Annotated in this window: 14 protein-coding genes and 1 riboswitch; of the genes, 10 read left to right on the forward strand and 4 right to left on the reverse strand. The window is 62.7% G+C overall.

The genetic code is table 11. The annotated features are described in order from the left end of the window. Positions 1 to 4 precede the first annotated feature (4 nt). Together ACNHGR_RS20845 and ACNHGR_RS20850 are read left to right on the forward strand one after the other, a co-directional pair. A complete protein-coding gene (locus ACNHGR_RS20845) occupies positions 5 to 2,977 on the forward strand; it encodes an amidohydrolase family protein (RefSeq protein ID WP_475288662.1) in 2,973 nt (990 codons plus the stop codon). Between the two features lie 177 nt (positions 2,978 to 3,154). Further along, positions 3,155 to 3,934, forward strand: a complete 780-nt coding sequence (locus ACNHGR_RS20850; protein WP_475288664.1) for a UTRA domain-containing protein — start codon at positions 3,155 to 3,157, stop codon at positions 3,932 to 3,934. 21 nt (positions 3,935 to 3,955) lie between these two features. Here the strand turns inward: ACNHGR_RS20850 and ACNHGR_RS20855 are convergent, their stop codons facing one another. Continuing rightward, the gene (locus ACNHGR_RS20855) at positions 3,956 to 5,299 is read right to left on the reverse strand and encodes a formimidoylglutamate deiminase (RefSeq protein WP_475288666.1); all 1,344 of its coding nucleotides are present in this window, start codon (positions 5,297 to 5,299) and stop codon (positions 3,956 to 3,958) included. Between the two features lie 72 nt (positions 5,300 to 5,371). Between ACNHGR_RS20855 and hutI the strand changes: the two genes are divergently transcribed. The 5 genes from hutI to ACNHGR_RS20880 are packed head-to-tail and all read left to right on the forward strand — an operon-like array spanning position 5,372 to position 11,091. Further along, a complete protein-coding gene (gene hutI / locus ACNHGR_RS20860; RefSeq protein WP_475288667.1) occupies positions 5,372 to 6,568 on the forward strand; it encodes an imidazolonepropionase in 1,197 nt (398 codons plus the stop codon). Beyond that, entirely contained in the window at positions 6,565 to 8,091 is a 1,527-nt protein-coding gene (gene hutH, locus ACNHGR_RS20865) for a histidine ammonia-lyase (protein WP_475288668.1), read from the forward strand. Before hutI ends, hutH begins: the two co-directional genes overlap by 4 nt. After that, positions 8,084 to 8,887 (forward strand): N-formylglutamate deformylase, encoded by an 804-nt coding sequence (gene hutG / locus ACNHGR_RS20870; RefSeq protein WP_475288670.1) that lies wholly within the window; start codon positions 8,084 to 8,086, stop codon positions 8,885 to 8,887. Before hutH ends, hutG begins: the two co-directional genes overlap by 8 nt. After that, positions 8,884 to 10,539, forward strand: a complete 1,656-nt coding sequence (gene hutU, locus ACNHGR_RS20875) for a urocanate hydratase (RefSeq protein ID WP_475288671.1) — start codon at positions 8,884 to 8,886, stop codon at positions 10,537 to 10,539. Before hutG ends, hutU begins: the two co-directional genes overlap by 4 nt. 9 nt (positions 10,540 to 10,548) lie before the next feature. Continuing rightward, positions 10,549 to 11,091, forward strand: coding sequence for a HutD/Ves family protein (locus tag ACNHGR_RS20880; protein WP_475288672.1), 543 nt, complete (start codon positions 10,549 to 10,551; stop codon positions 11,089 to 11,091). Here the strand turns inward: ACNHGR_RS20880 and ACNHGR_RS20885 are convergent. The 3 genes from ACNHGR_RS20885 to ACNHGR_RS20895 form a co-directional block, all read right to left on the reverse strand. Beyond that, on the reverse strand, positions 11,073 to 12,284 hold the full coding sequence (locus ACNHGR_RS20885) for a serine hydrolase domain-containing protein (RefSeq protein WP_475288674.1): 1,212 nt from the start codon (positions 12,282 to 12,284) through the stop codon (positions 11,073 to 11,075). The two genes, ACNHGR_RS20880 and ACNHGR_RS20885, sit on opposite strands and share 19 nt — an antisense overlap. 50 nt (positions 12,285 to 12,334) lie before the next feature. Further along, complete coding sequence (locus ACNHGR_RS20890; protein ID WP_475288675.1) at positions 12,335 to 14,884, reverse strand: TonB-dependent receptor; 2,550 nt, start codon at positions 14,882 to 14,884, stop codon at positions 12,335 to 12,337. 426 nt (positions 14,885 to 15,310) lie between these two features. After that, positions 15,311 to 15,637, reverse strand: a complete 327-nt coding sequence (locus tag ACNHGR_RS20895) for a hypothetical protein (protein WP_475288676.1) — start codon at positions 15,635 to 15,637, stop codon at positions 15,311 to 15,313. A 204-nt stretch (positions 15,638 to 15,841) separates the two neighbouring features. Further along, a riboswitch (TPP riboswitch) is annotated at positions 15,842 to 15,952 on the forward strand. A gap of 82 nt (positions 15,953 to 16,034) precedes the next feature. On the opposite strand from ACNHGR_RS20895, the gene ACNHGR_RS20900 reads away from it, so the two are divergent. Genes ACNHGR_RS20900 through pnuC form a run of 3 tightly spaced genes read left to right on the forward strand, consistent with a single transcriptional unit; the run spans position 16,035 to position 19,975 of the window. After that, entirely contained in the window at positions 16,035 to 18,281 is a 2,247-nt protein-coding gene (locus ACNHGR_RS20900) for a TonB-dependent receptor (protein WP_475289480.1), read from the forward strand. Between the two features lie 3 nt (positions 18,282 to 18,284). Next, positions 18,285 to 19,403, forward strand: coding sequence for a phosphotransferase enzyme family protein (locus ACNHGR_RS20905; RefSeq protein WP_475288678.1), 1,119 nt, complete (start codon positions 18,285 to 18,287; stop codon positions 19,401 to 19,403). Further along, on the forward strand, positions 19,403 to 19,975 hold the full coding sequence (gene pnuC, locus ACNHGR_RS20910) for a nicotinamide riboside transporter PnuC (RefSeq protein WP_475288680.1): 573 nt from the start codon (positions 19,403 to 19,405) through the stop codon (positions 19,973 to 19,975). The genes ACNHGR_RS20905 and pnuC overlap by 1 nt, the downstream gene beginning before the upstream one ends. Positions 19,976 to 19,985 lie beyond the last annotated feature (10 nt).

The raw sequence follows: 19,985 nt of genomic DNA on the forward strand, positions 1-19,985 counted from the left end.
ACCCATGAAATCCGCCATCAAACGCCTGTCGCCCTCTCTTCTGACATTGGCCCTGCTGTGCGCCAGCGCGACGTCTGCCTATGCCCAACCCGCCAACCTGCCCCCGCCAGGCGGCGAAAAGCCGATCGCTTTCGATGTGCATGAAGGCACCTCCATGGCCGTGTCCATCTCGCCCGACGGCAAATGGCTGGCGATGGATTTGCAGGGCAGCCTCTGGATCGTGCCGGTCAAGGGCGGCCAGGCGACCCGCATCACCGACTATTTCAACGATGCGCGCCAACCGGTCTGGTCGCCCGACGGGTCGCGCCTCGCCTACTTCTCCTATCGCGACGGCGGCTATGATCTCTGGACGATCAAGCCCGACGGCAGCGACATGAAGAAGCTGACCGACGGCGCCTATGACGACCGCGAACCTTCATGGTCGCCCGATGGAAAGACCATGGCCTTCTCGTCCGACCGCAGCGGCAATTACGACATCTGGACGATGGACATCGCCAGCGGCGCGATGAAGCAGATCAGCAATAACGGCCGCGAAGATCGCCTGCCCAGTTGGTCGCCGGACGGCGCGCGCATCGCCTATGCCGGTGTAGAAGGCGCCAAGACCGCCCTCTACGTCACCACCCTTGCCGACGGAAAGGAAAGCCTGCTCAAACAGGTGGAAGGCAAGATCGACGCTCCCTCTTTCGGCCCCGATGGCCAACTGGCCTATGTGGTGCAGGATGCCAAGGGCAGCCATCTCGACATCGATGGCAAGACGGTCAGCGGCACCGAGAATGTATTCCCCTTCCGCGTCAGCTGGGGGAAGAATGGCAGCTATTATTATGTCTCCGACGGCAAGATCCGCAGCCGCAAGGCCGCGGCCCTCACCACCATCGATTTCGCTGCCACGCTGGAAGTCGTGAAGCCGAACTATGCTCGCGCCAAGCGCGACTGGGACAGCACGGCCCCGCGCAAGGCGCTGGGAATCGTCCACCCGACCATCTCGCCGGACGGCAGTCGCATTGCTTTCGCGGCGCTGGGCGACCTCTATGTCATGTCGGCAAAGGGCGGCACGCCTGAAAATCTGACGAAGGACGGCGCGCTCGACACTGACCCGGCATGGTCGCCCGATGGCAAGAGCCTTGTCTACACCTCCGACAAGGGCGGCGGCCTTCCGCAGCTGTGGATACGTAATCTGGCTACGGGCAAGGACCGCCGCCTGACCGACATCGATACCCAGCCACTGGGCGCGGCCTGGTCGCATGACGGCACGCGTATCGCCTATATCGACGTGGACGGTCGCTGGGGCGTGGCGGGCGTTTGCGTCGTGGACGTCGCCACGGGCAAGATCACCCGGCTTCAGGGATCACTGGGCCAGCCCGGCAGCCCCAGCTGGTCGCCCGACGGCAAATATGTGGCCATCTCGCTATCCCACAAATTTTCCAACAGCTTCCGCGAAGGTACCAACCAGATTTACATGATCCCGTCCGACGGGGTCGGCAAACCCTTCTGGCAGATACCGGAAGCGAATATGTCGATGGACACGCGGGCAGGCGGTGGCCCCGTCTGGTCGCCCGACGGCACGAAGATGGCCGCCATCTACGAAGGTCTGCTGAAAATCTGGCCGGTCGCCGCCGACGGCAAGCCATTGGGGCCGCCGCGCGCCTACACCTCGGACATCAGCTATTTCCCGACCTGGGCCGCCGACAACAGGACGATCCTGTTCCAGTCGGCGGACAAGCTCAAATCGCTCGACATTGAAACCGGCGCGATCGCCGATATCCCACTCGACCTCACCTATCACATCGCCAATCCCACCGGCCGCACGGTCATCCATGTCAGCAACCTGGTGGATTCGGTCCGCGACGTGACGCAGCATGACAAGGACATCATTGTCGACGGCCACCGCATCGCCGAAATCCGCGATCATGACCCGGCCCTGCATAAAGCGGATCATTTCGTGGACGGCACCGGCCTCACTGCCATCCCCGGCCTGATCGAACATCACAGCCACGCGCAAAAGGATTTCGGGTCCAACCTCGAACGCGCATGGCTGGCCTATGGCATCACCACGGTGCGCGATCCGGGCACGCAAATCTATGATGCGGTGGAGGATCGCGAAGCGGCGGAATCGGGCGTCCGCCTATCGCCCCGCCTCTATGTCGCGGGGCCTTTGCTCGAATGGCAGCGCGTCTATTACAAGATGGGCGTCGCCGTCTCCGGTCCTGCCCATCTGGAACGCGAATTCAGCCGGATGCGCGCGCTCAAATATGACATGATCAAAAGCTATGTCCGTATGCCCGACCTTTATCAGCGTCAGATCGTGAAGGCGGCGCATGAGATGGGCATTCCGGTCAGCGGCCATGAAATCTTCCCGGCCGCCTTTTCCGGCGTGGACGCGACGGAACATATGGGCGCGACCAGCCGACGCGGCTATTCCCCCAAACAGGGGCCGCAGGGCATGGCCTATGAAGATGTGATCCAGCTGTTCGGGCGCAGCGGGCGGACGCTAACCCCCACCCATTTCGGCGCGATGAACCCCTATCTGGCGAAGAACCCGACCTATCGCAATGATCCGCGTATGAACCTTTACCCCACTTGGGCCCGGGAAACGATCAGCGGCAACGATCCCATGGCCGCCATGCTGAAACCCTTGCTGGAGGGGCAATATAAGGCGCTCAAGAAAATGTACGACGCGGGCACGCTGGTTACGGCGGGCACCGACACGATGATCGCCAACAACCTGCATGCTGAAATCTCCTCCTATGTCGATGCGGGCCTGACGCCCTTCCAGGCGCTCCAGACTGCAACCGTCAATTCGGCGAAGGATCTGAACCTGGACGCCGGCACGCTGGAAGCGGGTAAGCTCGCCGACATCGTGCTGGTGGAAGGCGATCCGCGCGACAATATCGCCAACACTTTCAACGTCAGGAAGGTGATGGTCAACGGCACGATCCATGATGTCGATGACATCGTGAAAAGCGGCATGCGTAAATAGCTGCGCCTCTGTCTTCAGGAACCAAAACGGGGGGCATCGCAACAGGATCGCCTCCCGTTTGCCGACATTTGCATAGGCACAGCAACCGGGCTGGTCTATTGGTGCAGCCAAAGGGATCGGGCGGCTTCTTCATGGACGGGCCATCTTGAACTATGGATGCGCCATGCAGGAGCCTTGATGAGGACGGACGCGAAACTATCTGTTGCGGCGCCTGATGGGGGCGATGCAATCCCTATCCCCCCGCTTGATGGTGAAGGGCCGATCTGGCTACAGATAAGGCGCTCCATGGCGCAGGCCATTTTGACCGGGATATGGCCGGCCGGCACGCGCTTGCCATCCGAACTCATCCTGACGAAACATTATGCGACGGCGCGCATGACGGTGCACAAGGCGATTCAGAGCCTTGCGTCCGAAGGTCTTGTGGCGCGCCGGCCAAAGACCGGCACGATCGTGACCGGCCGTGCGCGCGAGCGTCCGGTGATGGAAATATGGGACGCGGCGGATGCCGTTCACCGCGAAGGCGGCCGTTATGGCTATCGATTGATCGAAAGCGGCCCGGTCGACGCCGATGCGCCCGTCCGCGCGGAACTCGGCATCGGGCCGTCATGCCCCGCGATAGGCATGCTGTGCCTTCATCTTTCCAACGACAAGCCGTTCCAGCTCGAAGAGCGCTTGATCAATGTCGAGGCTGCACCGCGTATCACCCGACAGCCGCTTGAAAATACCAGCCCCGGACAATGGCTGTTGGCAAACGTACCATGGACCGAGGCGAAGCACGCGATTTCCGCGCGTGGCGCGACGTCGCTGGTGGCGCATCATCTGGCTCTGGATGTCGGCGCGGCCTGTCTGGTTGTCGAGCGCAAGACATGGAATGCCACAATGCCCGTCACCTGGGCACGTTTCTGGTATCCTGGGGACGATCATAGCGTCGAAGGCCGGTTCCGTCCTTCCTGGTGACCGCGTATCGCTGCTCGTCGTTCATGCCCGCGCGATCAGTCTCCGTGCGGTGGCTGCGTAACGTCGTTCGACCCGCTCGCGCAGAAGATGGCGACCATCCGCCACGACATGACGGCCGGCCCGCCAGACCGAATGGACGCGGCCGTTGCCGAAAATCCAGCGATCAATGGCGCAGTCTTCTCCATCCAGCGGATCGTCGCGCAGCGCAACGATGTCCGCACTGTCGCCGACGCGCAAAGCCGACACGGTGCCCAGCGCCTGATGTCCTCCTTCCACGGCGCGATCGAACAGATGGCGGCCATTTGACCCGCCCGGCGGTGCCAGGATCGACCGCTGCCGCCGCGACAGGCGCTGTCCATATTCCAGCAGCCTCAACTCTTCTGCGGCGTCAATCCGAACATTGGAATCGCTACCGACGCCGAAGCGTCCGCCGGCGCTGACAAAATCCGCTGCCGGGAATATCCCGTCCCCCAGATTGGCCTCGGTTATCGGGCACAGGCCGACGACGGCCTGACTCGCGGCCATATGCGTCATTTCCCGCGCATCGACATGGGTGGCGTGGACAAGGCACCAGCCCGGCCCCACGTCATGATGATCGAACAGCCACTGGACCGGTCGCTGTCCGGACCATGCGATGCAGTCTTCGACTTCCTTCACCTGTTCCGCAATGTGGATATGGATCGGTGCGCCCAGCCCCAGCGCCGTGATCGCCCGCAATTCGGCCGGCGTGACGGCGCGCAGGGAATGGGGCGCTGTGCCGACGATCGCGTCCGGGAGGCGAGCCAGAGCATCGATGCTATGCTGGCGAAGAGCGGCAAAGCCTTCCAGATCGCAGATGAAGCGCCTTTGGCTGTCATGGGGCGTCTGCCCGCCAAAGCCGGCATGGGCGTAGAAAACCGGCAGCAGCGTCAGCCCGATCCCTGTATCCTGCGCGGCCTGCCCGATCGCTGCCGCCATTTCCGCCGGATTGTCATAGGCGCGGCCGTCCGGCTGATGGTGCAGATAGTGAAATTCCCCCACACGGGTGAAGCCGCTTTCCAGCATTTCGATATAGGCCATGGACGCGATCGCCGACACATCATCGGGGGACAATGCGCGGACGAGCCGATACATGAGATCGCGCCAACTCCAGAAATCGTCTCCGTCCGGTCCCCCGCGCGTTTCGGCGAGCCCCGCCATCAACCGCTGAAAGGCGTGACTGTGCAGGTTGGGAAGGCCGGGTAATCCGGTCGCGAAACATGCGTCTCCACTGGCAGGTGCCGTACCGGTTTCCACGCTGTCGATCTTCCCGGCCGCGATCCGTATCCGAACCTGCGCTGCCCAGCCGCCGGGCAAAAGGGCCTGCCTGAACCATAGACTCGTCATGCGTCCTCCCAACGGGGCTGGACAGTAAGCGCGACTCATGCTTTTGTATAGACAAATAGAAGGATGGTGCTGATGGCAAAGAGAATGTGGCGCAATGCCCGTCTCGCGACGATGGCCGATGCGGGGCTGGGCCGGGTCGAGCAAGGCGTCGTGGCGTGCGAGGACGGCGTTATCATCTATGCCGGCCCGGCTGCGGACGCGCCCCGTTTCGATGATGCCGAGCTGCTGGATTGCGAAGGGCGATGGATCACGCCCGGCCTGATCGACTGTCACACCCATCTCGTTCACGGCGGCAACAGGGCGAATGAGTTCGCCATGCGCCTGGATGGCGCCAGCTATGAGGATATTGCGTGGGCTGGCGGCGGGATCGTGTCCACCATGCGCGCGACCCGCGCCGCGAGCGAGACGGAACTGGTCGATCAGGCATTGCCACGGCTGGATGCGCTGCTGGCAGAGGGGGTCACGACGGTCGAGATCAAGTCCGGCTACGGACTGACCCTGGCCGATGAATGCAAGATGCTGCGCGCGGCCGGACAATTGGGCGTGGCGCGCGATGTGGGTATCGTGCGGACCTTCCTGGGCGCCCATGCCGTTCCGCCCGAGTTCGCCGGCGATGCCGACGGCTATATCGCGATGATCTGCCAGGACATGCTGCCGGCGGTTGCGGCAGAGGGGCTGGCTGACGCGGTCGACGCCTTTTGCGAAGGCATCGGATTTACCCCGGCGCAGACCCAATCCGTTTTCCAGACAGCGCAGGCGCTGGGCCTGCCGCTCAGGCTGCATGCCGAACAATTGTCGGCTCTGGGCGGCGCAAGTCTGGCGGCACGGCATGGCGCGCTGTCGGCCGACCATCTGGAACATGCCACGCCCGCCGATGTCGCCGAAATGGCGTCAGCCGGCACCGTCGCGGTCTTGTTGCCCGGCGCCTATTATTTCATGCGCGAAACCCAGCTGCCACCGATCGCCGCCTTGCGCGCGGCTGGCGTTCCGATCGCTCTGGCGACGGACTGCAATCCCGGCACATCGCCGCTGACGTCGCCGCTGCTGGTCCTCAACATGGCGGCCACCTTGTTCCGCCTGACCGTGGAGGAGGCTTTGCGCGGCATGACCATCAACGCTGCCCGCGCGCTGGGCCGGAGCAAAAGCATTGGCTCGCTGGAAGCCGGAAAGGCGTGCGATCTTGCCATCTGGTCGATCGATGACCCTGCCGAACTGGTCTACCGGATCGGCTTCAATCCCCTTCATGCTCGTATCAGGAACGGCCGATGATCCTTAACCCCGGCGCCATTCGCTATGCCGACTGGCGCGCCATCTATCATGGCGCATCCCCCATGCTCGATCCCGGCTGCGCGGACGCGATCGCGGCCAGTGCCGCGGCGGTAGAACGCATCGTCGCGCGTGGTGAGCCGGTCTACGGCATCAACACGGGTTTCGGGAAACTGGCGAGCCTTCGTATCGAGGCCGAGGATCTGGCCAGTTTGCAGCGCAACATCGTCCTCAGTCATGCCGCGGGCGTTGGCGATCCGATGCCGGTCCCGATCGCGCGGCTGATGATGGCGCTCAAGCTGGCCAGCCTTGCGCAGGGCGCTTCGGGCGTGCGGCCCGCAACGGTTGCCCTGCTCGAAACCATGCTGGTGCGCCATATCACGCCCGTCGTGCCGGCACAGGGGTCGGTCGGCGCCAGCGGCGATCTCGCACCGCTCGCACATATGACGGCCGCGATGCTGAGTGTGGGGGAGATGATCGTCGATGGCGTCACCATGCCGGCGTCGCGCGCGCTCGCCGATGCCGGTCTTGCCCCGCTCGACCTTGGCCCCAAGGAAGGGCTGGCCCTGCTCAACGGCACGCAGTTCAGCACCGCCTATGCGCTGGCCGGCCTGTTCGAGGCGGAGCGTCTGTACCAGTCTGCCCTGGTCACCGGCATCGTCTCGACCGAGGCGGCCAAGGGATCGGACGCACCGTTCGATGCCCGTATCCATGCGTTGCGCGGCCATCGGGGGCAGATCGAGACGGCCGATGCGCTGCGGCGGATGATGGTCGGATCGGCCATTCGCGCCAGCCATCGGGAAAACGACATTCGGGTGCAGGACCCCTATTGCCTGCGCTGCCAGCCGCAGGTGATGGGCGCGGTGCTTGACCTGTTGCGTCAGGCGGGAACGACGCTCGTCACCGAAGCCAATGGCGTGAGCGACAATCCGCTCATCTTCGCCGATACGGACGAAGCGCTGTCGGGCGGCAATTTTCATGCCGAACCCGTCGCCTTTGCCGCGGACATGATTGCCATGGCATTGTGCGAGATTGGCAGTCTGGCGGAGCGGCGCATCGCCATGCTGGTCGACCCGGCCCTTTCCGGACTGCCGGCTTTCCTGACCCCCAGGCCAGGCCTGAACTCAGGCTTCATGATCCCGCAGGTAACGGCCGCCGCGCTGGTGAGCGAGAACAAGCAGCGCGCCTATCCGGCCTCGGTGGATTCCATTCCCACTTCCGCCAATCAGGAAGATCATGTGTCCATGGCCGCCCATGGTGCGCGGCGGCTGATGGCGATGGCCGCCAATGTGGATGCGGTTCTGGGCATCGAACTGCTGGCGGCCGCGCAGGGATGTGATTTCCATGCGGGCCTGACATCCAGTGACATGGTGGAGGCCGTTCGCGCCGCATTGCGCGGGCGGGTGCCGACACTGGCGGACGATCGCCATATGGCGCCGGACATGGTTGCGGCGACGGAACTGGTGCGTCAGGGTGACATAGCAGCGCTGGGGGGAGTTTTGCCGGGGGTCGTCCATCATGGCTGACTGGCTTACGATCAAGCGATCGGACAGTCCGCTGATCCTGGCCATGCCTCATGGCGGCACCGAGATTCCCGATGCGATACTGGGTGATTTCATATCTCCCTGGCTGGCACAACGCGACACGGATTGGCACATAGGACCGCTCTATGACGGTCTGGCCGATGCGACGATTGTGGCGACGGGCATCTCGCGCAGCGTCATCGACGTCAACCGCGATCCATCGGGCGCATCCCTCTATCCGGGACAGGCAACCACGGAATTATGCCCCACGACCAGTTTCGACGGCGAACCGCTCTATCGTGGGCAAACGCCGGATGATGACGAAATCGCCCGTCGTCGCGCGACCTATTTCGATCCTTATCATGCAGCGCTGGAAAACGAAATTGCGCGCCTGCGCCGCCTCAACACCCATGTCATTGTCTATGACTGTCATTCGATCCGCAGTCGCATTCCACGCCTGTTCGAAGGGGATCTGCCCGAACTGAATATCGGAACCAATGGCGGCGCGACCTGCGACCCGGCACTGCGGCAGCGGGTGGCGATGGCGGCGGCCGCGTCGGGGCGCAGCCTGGTGCTCGACGGTCGCTTTCGTGGCGGGTGGACGAGCCGCCATTATGGCCGTCCGCAGCAGGGTGTCCATGCCGTCCAGATGGAACTCGCCATGCGCGCCTATCTTGCCGAACCGGATGGCCCTGTCACCATTGACAACTGGCCGCCCGATTATTGCCCGGACCGCGTCGCACCGCTGCGATCCGTCCTTTCCGCCATTCTTTCATCCTGTCTGGAGTTTGCCCGGTGAACCGTCTTGATCCGACCCGAACCATTCGCCCCGCTACCGGCTCCGTCCGTACGGCAAAGAGCTGGCAGACGGAGGCGGCCATGCGCATGCTGATGAACAATCTGCATCCTGATGTCGCCGAAAATCCGCAGGAACTGGTAGTTTATGGCGGCATTGGCCGGGCGGCGCGCGACTGGGACAGCTATGACCGGATCGTCGAGACGCTGGAGCGGCTCGAGGATGATCAAACGCTTCTGATCCAGTCCGGCAAACCCGTCGGCGTGTTTCGCACGCATGGCGATGCGCCCCGTGTCCTCATCGCCAATTCCAATCTGGTCCCGCGCTGGGCCAATTGGGAGCATTTCGATGACCTCGATCGCAAGGGGCTGGCCATGTATGGCCAGATGACGGCCGGCTCTTGGATCTATATCGGCACGCAGGGCATCGTTCAGGGCACTTACGAAACTTTCGTGGAGATGGGGCGCCAGCATCATGGTGGCGACCTGTCCGGCAAATGGCTGCTCACGGCCGGTCTTGGCGGGATGGGCGGGGCTCAGCCGTTGGCGGCGGTGATGGCGGGGGCCTCCTGTCTGGCGATCGAATGCCAGCAGAGTCGGATCGATATGCGGCTGCGCACCGGCTATCTGGATCGGGCAACCGACAGTCTGGATGAGGCGATCCGGATCGTCACGACAGCCACCTCACCCATTTCCGTCGGCCTGCTGGGCAATGCGGCCGAACTGCTACCGGAAATCTACGCACGGGGTGTGCGTCCTGATCTGCTGACGGACCAGACCAGCGCCCATGATCCGGTCAACGGCTATCTGCCTGCCGGGTGGACGGTCGAGCGCTGGATGCAGACCCGCGTTCAGGACCCCGCAACGGTTGCCGCAGCGGCCAAGGCGTCGATGGCACGCCATGTGGAAGCCATGCTGGCGTTCCAGAAGGACGGCGTGCCGACCGTCGACTATGGCAACAACATCCGTCAGGTTGCGAAGGATGAAGGCGTTGTGGACGCCTTCGCCTTTCCTGGCTTCGTGCCCGCCTATATCCGGCCGCTTTTCTGTCGCGGGGTGGGGCCGTTCCGCTGGGTGGCGCTGTCGGGCGATCCGGAGGATATTTACAAAACCGATGCCAAGGTGAAGGAACTGCTGCCTAACGACGCCCATCTGCACCGTTGGCTCGACATGGCGCGGGAGCGGATTCATTTTCAGGGGTTGCCGGCGCGGATCTGCTGGGTCGGGCTGGGCGATCGGCATCGTCTGGGCCTTGCCTTCAACGACATGGTGGCCAGCGGTGAACTGAAGGCCCCGGTGGTGATTGGCCGCGATCACCTCGATTCCGGTTCCGTCGCGTCGCCCAATCGGGAGACGGAGGCGATGCGGGACGGATCGGATGCGGTCAGCGACTGGCCGCTGCTCAATGCTCTGCTCAATACGGCCAGCGGCGCGACATGGGTGTCGCTCCATCATGGTGGCGGCGTGGGCATGGGCTATTCCCAGCATGCCGGCATGGTGATCGTGGCCGACGGGACAGCCGAGGCCGCCCGGCGACTGGAGCGCGTGCTGTGGAATGATCCGGCGACCGGCGTGATGCGGCATGCCGATGCCGGCTATGATATCGCGCGTGATTGCGCGCGCGACAGGGGGCTCGATCTCCCGGCCATTCTCTAGCCGTCAATCATGCAGATCATCCGCCTGGCCGATGTCTCGCCGTCCCGCTGGCGCAACGGGGGCGGCGAGACGCGGGTGCTATGGTCGGATGGCGGGGCGGACGGCGGCTTCAACAGGCGCATCAGCGTCGCCACCTTGGAGCGGCCGTCGCCTTTCTCCGTCCTGCCCGGCGTATCGCGCAGCTTCCTGCTGCTGGACGAAGCGACGGTCCATATGGAGATTGACGGCCGGTCCGTTTGCCCTGAAGTCGGCCAGCCTCTGCACTTCAGCGGCAGCATGTCCGTGGCGATACGGGCTATCGGCGGTCCGTGCCGGGCGCTCAATGTCATGACCGCCGGCGCGTGGACGCATCGCCTGTCGGCGCTTCCCACGAGCCTTGCCCATGATGCCATCATCCTGCTGAACGATGGCATCATGGGCAAGATGTCCCTCAGCAGAGGTGATCTCCTCCTTCGCCCCGATGCATTGACGCAGCCCGCATCCGCTCTCGCTATCGGCTTCGAACGGCGTGCGCCCGTCCGTGACGACGAGAATCAGTTCCCGGTGAGTTGATGGAAATAGGCCAGCGTCTCGCCCATGACATGCGGTGGTTCGGGCAGCGGATAATGGCTGAGCTTGACGATGACCGTACGGCTTTTGGGATGGACATAGATGAACTGCCCCGCCAGACCGAGCGCAGTATAGGCGCCGGGCTGGTCGTCCAGTTGCCAGAACTGGAAGCCATAGCCGCGCCCGCCAAAGGGCGTGGGCTGGGCAAAGGGGATCATGCTGGTTGCCTGTTTGATCCAGCCGCGCGGCAGGACCGGCTTGCCGTCTCGCAAACCATCATCCAGCATCAATTGGCCCAGCCGCGCATAATCCCGCAGCGTCGCGTTGAAGCCCATGCCCGACAATTCGCGCCCCTTGCCGTCCGGGCCATCGGCAATCCAGAAGGCATCGCCTTCCATGCCTGCGGGTTGCCATAGATTTGCGGTGGTGAAGCTCGCGAGCGACTGGCCGGTGGCGCGCTCCAGCACCCATCCCAGCACCGCGGTATCTAATGTGGCATAGTTGAAGCGACTACCGGGCTTCGCGGCGCGGGCAATGGTCACAGCACGGTCGGCAAACCGCTCTTCGTTCAGCACGATCGCATGGCGGTGGATCAGCGCGGCAACGCTGGGTTTTTCGCCGAAATCATAGCGTTCGTCATAATCGACCCCCGACCGCATCTGGAGCAACTGGCGGATCGTCACATCGCCATAGGCGCCCTTGCGCAGTTCGGGGACATATTTCCCGGCCGGATCGTCCAGCGAGGCGATCTTGCCCTGATCGAGCGCGATCCCGATCAGCAATGATGTGATCGATTTGGCCATGGAGAAGGATATGAAGCGATCGGACGGCCCCGACCGGTTGCGATAGTCTTCGAAAATCACCTTGCCGTCGCGCAGCACGATGATCGCATTGGTATAGGTGCGGCGCGCCCATTCATCATAGCTGCGCGTGACGCCGTTTTGCTGGAATGCAGGCGGGGTGATCGTCAGGCCATCAGGCAGGGCGCGGACGGTGTCGCCATGGGCCACGATGCGGGTTTCGAACATGTCGGCCGAATGGCGGAAGTTGAAGGCATTGATGTCGGCATCCAGCCAATGTTCGCGCATCTGGATGACAGGATCGGCAGGCATATCGGACGGATTGGCGGCCGGCGCCGACATGGCGGTGGCGGCCAAAAGCAACGGCGCCAGCAGGTGCAGGGAAGAGCGTGTCATGGGAACCTCGTGAAAAGGGCGGCGCGGCGAATGGCCGCGCCGCCGATCAATCAGAACTGCTTCTTGATCGTCACTGCCCAGGTGCGCGGCAGCCCCGGCGCACCGGACAGGACACCCACCGAACTGAAATTGGTATTCATCGAGGTGAAATAATATTTGTCGGTCAGGTTGCGGACTTCCAGCGATGCGCTCCAGCCATCGTCCGCGCTACGCCAGGTGGCACGGGCATTGGCCAGGAAATAGCCATCGATCCGGCTGGTCGCGACCAGCGTGGCCAGCGATCCGCCGCCCGCACCCGCGGCTGTGGTCGATACAGTGGTGGCATCCGTATTGATCGCATCGACATAGATGTGCGACTGGTAGCTGCCGTCAAGGCGGAGGCTGAGATCGCCGCCCAGGACAGCGGGAATGTCATATTGTGCGCCGACATTCCATTTCCACTTGGGCGTGAAGGGCGGGACCATGTCCATGGTCACACCGGTATTGGCGCTGCCCAGTGACGTATATTTGAAGTCGAGATAGCTGAGCGATCCATCGAAACTGAGATTGTCCGTCGGTCGGATCATCGTCTCGAACTCGATGCCCTTGACGTCCGCCGATCCGACATTGGTGGGCTGAAGGCAGGGCGTGCCTTCCGTCCCGGCGTCGGTCGGGCAGTTGAACACGGTCAGGATGATATTCTTATAGTCGTTGAAGAAGGCCGAAACGTTGAAGCGCAGCATGCGATCGAACAGATCGGATTTGAAGCCGGCTTCATAGGCGGTGATGGTTTCGGGCGAGAAGGGGCGCACCTGGCTGGGGTAGAAGGGGCGGGGATTGACGCCGCCCGCACGATAGCCGGTCGACACTTGCGCATAGATCATGAAGGCCGGCGAGAAGCGATAATCGGCTGCAACGCGCCAGTCGGTCCGCTGCGACTTGAAATGCGCGCCCAGGCCATTGAGGCCGAAGAGCAGGCAGTTGGGTGAATTGCCTACGCCGGTCGGGCCGGCCGTCGGCGCGCCCAGGAAGAATTCGCATGGGCCCTGGATCGCCGTGCCGTCCGGATTGCGGCGGACATAGCCATAATCCTTCTCGTCCCAGGATGACCGGATGCCACCCGTCAGGGTCAGCGCATCGACCGGCTTGAAGCTGACATTGGCGAACAGCGCCTTGTTCTTCGCCGGTGTCGGATCGGGGCCATGGAGGAAGTCGATGCCGGCATAGTTGAGGTCGATACGGCCGGTGAACTTGCCCTTGGTATCGAAATAGAAGCCGCCCACCGTATAGTCGAGCCGGCGGTCGAGCGCCGTGCCGCTCAGCCGCAATTCCTGGCTCCACTGGGTATTGGTCTGCTGCTGCTCGAACATGGAGGACTGGACCGGCGCGCCTTCGGCAAAGGACCAGTCGGCCTCATAATGGCGGTAGGAAGTGATCGACTTGAGCGCCAGCCCGTCGCTGATGGTCCAGTCGATCGTGCCGGCAAAACCGTAATTGTCGAGGTCCGAATGCGGGTCGAGCGACAGCGGCTTATAGGCCATCTGTCCGTCGCGCGTCGCATTGTCGGTGAAGGTAGCGTAACTGATGAACTTCTTGTTGTAGCCCGACGGCGGCGTGTCGCAACTATTGACGCCAAAGGCGACGAAGGCGCAGTTGAGCGCTACCGGCGCGCCGTTGACGCCGGCCAGCCAGGGACGCGGCCCGCCGGTCGCGCTGGGGCCGGGGAAGACGCCGGCCTTGTTGGCGAAGATCAGCACGCTGGCGCCAGCCTCGTCGCGCTGGCGGGTATAGTCGGCCGAGACGTTGATTTCGACAGTGTCGGTCGGCAACCAGCGCAACGCGGCCTTGGTCGCGATGAAGCTCTGCCCGCCCAGCGTGCCCAGTTCAGGGTTCGCGTCGGTCGCCTGGGTCGGCACGTTCGACCCCGGATGGGTCAGCGCATAATCCAGTCGTTTGACATAGCCGTCGCGATTCTTGCTGGCGCCCGATACGCGCAGGAACAGGTTTTCCGCCAGTTTCAGGTCGATATAACCACGCATGTCGATGCGGTTATAGCTGCCATAGGTCGCTTCCAGCATGCCGCTACCGTCGCCCTTGGGCTTGACCGAATAGAGTTTGATCGATCCGCCCAGCGAGTTGCGGCCAGCCAGCGTACCCTGCGGGCCGCGCAATATCTCGACCCGGTCGAGGTCCATCAGGTCTAGCAGCGATCCGGTTAGTGTCGGCAGATAGACGTCGTCAATATACATGCCCACGCCCGGTTCGAGCGCGAAATTGGGATCGGACTGGCCGACGCCGCGGATGAAAGCGATGATGCCGGGGCCAAGATAGCCGTTTTGCGGCGCCAGCGTGACGTTGGGCGTTTGCGCCGCGACCTCGGAAATATTGGTCTGACCGCGCGCTTCCAGTGTCTCGCCGGTCATCGCGGTGATGGCGAGCGGCGTATCCTGCAATTTCTGCGACTTGAACTGGGCGGTGACGATGATGTCCGCCGCCGCCGGAGCCGTATCGGCCCGTGTCTGGTCTGGCGTTCCGGCATCCTGCGCCCATGTGGTCGGCGCTGCCGCAAGGCAGGCCAGCACGGTCAGGCTGGAACCCAATAATGTCTGTCTGTTGGTCACTATATCCTCCCCATTTGTATGCTTATGATACAATATAGTCAAAATTCTGCCGTTCGTTTCTTGATGTATTGCAACGGTCAGAAGAACCAGATCTGCACTAAAGATTATATATTCAATTGTTAAGGTGGAGCATTGACCGATATGTCAATGGTATATGAATGCTGATCGCTGCACGGCGATTGTTTGCATCAATGTCATGCACAGGTAAATATTTCGCATTTCGCGACAATATCATCCTCTCCTCCCGTCAGTTCTTCATGCTGCGTCTCACTGCGCATTTGATGATCGCTGACAACTATTCATATATACGGAATATTCTGAAATGTGAAATGATATTTGTCGTCCGTGCAATGATGTGCAAGATTTTGAAATATATGTAATTATTTGCGATCCGGAATGCTCCTGAGGTACGACCGCATAGACGGCTCACACTTTAGCGGGGGAGGGCGCGCTGGTGGACACATGCAATTGATGCCTGTCGTCATAGCGTATCCAGCAGGCGAAACCATGCCCGCATTGCGAATGGAGCCGCACTATCTCGCTATGGTCGAAGCGGTATAGCTGGCCGGCATCGTTGATTTCGATCGTGTCGACGCTCTGGAAATCGACCGGGGCGAATGGCACAGCCTCTCGTCCGCGCTTGATCGTCACGCCATAGCGCGATCCGCCCTTGAGGTAAGTCAGCGCGATATCGTGCGAACTGTCATTCTTCCATCGCGGATGGATCGGGCCGCACCCCTGAAGCAGGGTCATGGTTGCGATCATGCTTGCCAACATGGCCATGCGTTTCAAATGCGATCTCCAGGCGTTACGGAATGGTTCGCCTCTCCTTGGAATCGCGCTTTGCGGTAAGCTTTCTATCGATTGGCCCCTGCATGGTCGATTTCGCATTAGCCGACGCTGAACGCAATGATGGTGTAATAAGACTTTCCAACTCGCATTTCTGCGCCTAGAGGCGCTGCATCCCCGGGGGGCCGCTGACGCGCGGCTGAGAGGTGGTTGGCAGACCACGACCCGCTGAACCTGATCCGGCTGATTACCGGCGTAGGGAGGGCAAGGCGGCGCGTTCGTCAGTCCCTCCATGTGGAGTGGACGTGAGACGATGACGATATATGCGACTTTGGTTGGACGGGCTGCGCTGGCGACCGCGATGCTGTTTGTGGCGCCCGCCGCGTTGGCGGCAGAGGGTGATGAACAGGATCGCGCGACCATAGAGGTTACGGGCTATCCCGATCCGCAGGGCCTGCTGCCCGACCAGACCGCGCCCAAGGCGGTCAGTTCCATCGCCGAAGCCTTCATCAGCAAGCAGGCGCCGACGCTCAACGCCTTTCAGCTGGTCAATCTTCTGCCCGGCGCGAATGTGTCGTCCAGCGATCCCTATGGCCTGTCCGCAACGTCCAGCCTGACGCTGCGTGGGTTAGGGCAGGACCAGATCGGCATATTGCTGGAAGGCGCGCCGCAGAACGACATCGGCTATTATTATGCCTATCCCTCGCAATTCGCCGATGCTGAGAATGTGCGGCGGATCGCGCTGGCGCAGGGCGCGGCCGACATCGACGCGCCGGTCGTCGCGGCGGCGGGCGGGACGCTGTCGCTGACGCTGAACGATCCCAAGGCGGCAATGGGCGGCATCGTCAACCTGGCGGTCGGTTCCTACGACCAGCGGCGCGCCTTCCTGCGGTTCGACACCGGGGAGATCGGCAATAGCGGGCTCAAGGCGTTCATTTCCTATTCCAACAACCGCGCCGACAACTGGCGCGGCGCGGGCTATGACAAGCGCCAGCATATCGACGCGAAGCTGCTGCACGAATGGGGCGCGGGCAATCGTGCCAGCCTTGCCGTCTCCTACAATGACGCGATCACGTCGACCTATCCCAGTCCCACCATGGCGGACTGGCAGGCGGGCGGACGCGGCTTCAACTTCACGAAACGCTATACCGATGGCGACACCGGCTATTGGCGCCTCTATCGCGCGCCGTTCCGCAACCTCTATTTCGCCGCGCCGGTGCATATCCGGCTGAGCGACAGCCTGACCTTCGACAGCAGCGCCTATTTGCAAATGGGGCATGGCAATTCGCCCTATGGCACGCAGCTTGCCACCACCGGCAATTTCCTTGGCACAGAGGAACTGACGCAGCCGATCGCGCTGCCCGGCGCGGCGGATGGCGTGGCGACGGTGCTTGGCAACTGGACCGGCAAGCAGAAGCGCGTCGGCGATGTGAGCAAGCTGACCTTGCAGGCGGGTGTCCATAGTATCACCGCGGGCCTCTGGTTCGACTATGGCACCGACCGCGTGACGCAAAGCTATACATCGATCGACGCGAACGGGCGGCCGGTCGACGCATGGGGCTATCAGGACAAGGCGATCCGCACCGCCGACGGGCGGCTGCTTGCCTATGAAAACCAACGCACTGTCACCGTGACCAAGGGCTTTTTTCTGGCGGACAGCATCGCGGTCACCCCGCGTCTGACCGTGGATGTGGGTTTCAAGGGCGTCAGCCTGCTGCGCAATGGTCGCAATTATCTGCCGGGGCCGCAGTCGACGGTGCATGTCGACAGCTTCGCCGCCCTGCCGCGCGCGGCAGTCCATTACCGGCTGGACGAGCGGCAGCAGCTGTTCGCCAACATCACCACGAACTTCCGCACCCCCAACGAGTTCGCGCTCTACAACAGCTATTATGGCGGCGAACTGGTCAGTCAGGGCACACAAGCGCTCAAGAATGAATATAGCGTCGCGCAGGAACTGGGCTATCGCTATATCGGGCCGAACCTGTCCTTCTCACTGACCGGTTTCCACTATCATTTCCGCAATCGTCAGGTGGCGACGGTGGTCAATAGCGGCGGCGCGCTGGTCAATTCGACGATCAACGGCGGCAGCCAGACCAGCTACGGCGTCGATGGCGAAATCGACTATCGCCCGTTCCAGGGGTTCAGCCTCTATGCCTCGGGCGAATATCTGCACACGCGGCTGGACGACGATCTGCTGGTAGGCGGCGACCTGTTGCCGACCAAGGGCAAGCAGGCTGTATCTGCCCCGCGCTTCCAGTTCGCCCTTGGCAGCACCTATGATGACGGCCGCCTGTTCGGCAGCAGCGCGCTCAAATATGTCGGCCGCCAATATGCGACTTTCATGAATGACGAGAGTATCAAGGGCTATGCCACGCTGGACCTGGCGATCGGCCTGCATCTGGCCGGGCTGATCGACGCAAACGCCATGGATCTGCGCCTGAATGCGATCAACGTCACCAATCCGCGCGTCCTGTCTGGCGTCTATGCGATCAGCAGCAATGCGCGCGATACGATCGGTCGCAACGGCACGCTGATCGCGGGTTCGACGCCCAGCTACTATATCGGCAGCGGGCGGGCCTTCGTGGCGACGCTGTCGCGGGCCTTCTGACCCATGAGCGGCGGGCATCTCGTGCATGGCATGGGAATGGCGCTGGAGGCGCCGACATGGCCTGCCATCACATCGGCGGAGGCGGAAACCGTGCTGGCCCGCTTCCCGACCGCGGGTCGGCTGACCGGCCTGAGCTGGCATTCGCCGCGCCCCTTTTCGGCGGCTGCCCTGATCGAAACCGATCGGGGCGTCCATTTTCTCAAGCGCCATCATCAACGCCTCCGCACGCCTGCCGGGCTGGCGGAAGAACATGGGTTCATGGCTCATCTCGCCAGCGCCGGCCTGTCGGTGCCGGAGGTCGTGGCGACGACGGATGGCGCGAGTGCCCTTGCATTGGGCGAATGGACCTATGAATTGCACCGTGCTGCGCCGGGCCTCGACCTGTATCGCGATCGCCAGTCCTGGACGCCCTTCATGACGCCGGTCCATGCTCATGAAGCCGGCGTGGCATTGGGGCGGCTGCATCGCGCAGCACAGGGTTTCGCGGCGCCCGCGCGGGGTACCCATCCGCTGATCGCCAGCTTTACCATCCTGCCTGCTGGTGATCCGATGGCGGCGGCGGAGGCCTATGTCGCTGTGCGTCCGGCGCTGGCTGACTGGCTGGCGGACAAGAGCTGGCAGCAGGAACTGGTGCGCCTGTTCGCGGCGTTGAGTGCTGATGTCCCTGACCAGCCGCCGCTTTGGACCCATAATGACTGGCATCCCTCCAACCTCCTCTGGTCGGACGACGGCAGGGTCGCCGGCATCATCGATTTCGGACTGGCAACCCGGACTTGCGCGCTCCATGACCTTGCCACCGCGATCGAGCGTACGGCCTTTCGCTGGCTGGAACTGGGGCGGGAAGACGCGCAGGGAAATGTCGATGCAGCCCTCGCGATCCTGACAGGCTATCAGACGATCGCCCCGCTCAGCCGGGCCGATATCGATACGCTCATCCGCCTGTTGCCGCTGGTCCATGTCGAATTCGCCTTGTCGGAAATCGACTATTTCGCCGGTATCGTGGGTGATCCCGATCAGGCGTGTGTCGCCTGGCAGGATTACCTGATCGGCCATGCCGACTGGTTCCTGTCCGCATCTGGGCAGGATTTCCTGCATCGGTTCGCACAAGAGGCGCTGGCCTGATGTCCATGCTGGAAATCGTCGCCGTCGCGGTCAGCTTTCTCGGCATATGGCTCACGGCGAAGCGCCGTATGCTATGCTGGCCGGTCAACCTGCTCGCCTGCGTGCTCTATTTCAAAATCTTTCTCGACGTGCGCCTTTATGCCGACATGTTGTTGCAGGCGCTGTTCGGCATCGCGATCCTTTATGGCTGGCTCCAATGGGCGCGGGGCAGGGAAGAAACGGGCGAGGTTGCGGTCGCGCCCCTGTCGTTGCCCATGGCGATCGCGGGGCTTGCGACCGGCACGGTGGGCGCCCTTGCGATCGGCTGGATCATGCATCGCTTCACCGATGCGTCGCTGCCTTGGATAGATGCGGCACTTAGCAGTTTCAGCCTCGTCGCCCAATATTGGACCGCGCGCCGTCATGCAGCCAGTTGGTTGCTCTGGATCATCGTCGACATCGTCTATGTCGGCATGTTCGCGTTCAAGCATCTGTGGCTGACCGCTGGCCTCTATGCGGCGATGATCGGTCTGGCCGTGCTGGGGTACAAAAGATGGCGACAGGCCCTGCCATCCTCGCCACCGGCTACGTGACGAGGATGGG

The sequence above is a fragment of the Sphingobium sp. RS1 genome, assembly GCF_056156825.1.

Excerpts from the sequence above, each read along its gene's own strand:
- ACNHGR_RS20845 (WP_475288662.1), top strand. The coding sequence starts at position 5 with ATGAAATCCGCCATCAAACGCCTGTCGCCCTCTCTTCTGACATTGGCC.
- ACNHGR_RS20850 (WP_475288664.1), top strand. The coding sequence starts at position 3,155 with ATGAGGACGGACGCGAAACTATCTGTTGCGGCGCCTGATGGGGGCGAT.
- ACNHGR_RS20855 (WP_475288666.1), bottom strand. The coding sequence starts at position 5,299 with ATGACGAGTCTATGGTTCAGGCAGGCCCTTTTGCCCGGCGGCTGGGCA.
- hutI (WP_475288667.1), top strand. The coding sequence starts at position 5,372 with ATGGCAAAGAGAATGTGGCGCAATGCCCGTCTCGCGACGATGGCCGAT.
- hutH (WP_475288668.1), top strand. The coding sequence starts at position 6,565 with ATGATCCTTAACCCCGGCGCCATTCGCTATGCCGACTGGCGCGCCATC.
- hutG (WP_475288670.1), top strand. The coding sequence starts at position 8,084 with ATGGCTGACTGGCTTACGATCAAGCGATCGGACAGTCCGCTGATCCTG.
- ACNHGR_RS20880 (WP_475288672.1), top strand. The coding sequence starts at position 10,549 with ATGCAGATCATCCGCCTGGCCGATGTCTCGCCGTCCCGCTGGCGCAAC.
- ACNHGR_RS20885 (WP_475288674.1), bottom strand. The coding sequence starts at position 12,284 with ATGACACGCTCTTCCCTGCACCTGCTGGCGCCGTTGCTTTTGGCCGCC.
- ACNHGR_RS20895 (WP_475288676.1), bottom strand. The coding sequence starts at position 15,637 with ATGACCCTGCTTCAGGGGTGCGGCCCGATCCATCCGCGATGGAAGAAT.
- ACNHGR_RS20900 (WP_475289480.1), top strand. The coding sequence starts at position 16,035 with ATGCTGTTTGTGGCGCCCGCCGCGTTGGCGGCAGAGGGTGATGAACAG.
- ACNHGR_RS20905 (WP_475288678.1), top strand. The coding sequence starts at position 18,285 with ATGAGCGGCGGGCATCTCGTGCATGGCATGGGAATGGCGCTGGAGGCG.
- pnuC (WP_475288680.1), top strand. The coding sequence starts at position 19,403 with ATGTCCATGCTGGAAATCGTCGCCGTCGCGGTCAGCTTTCTCGGCATA.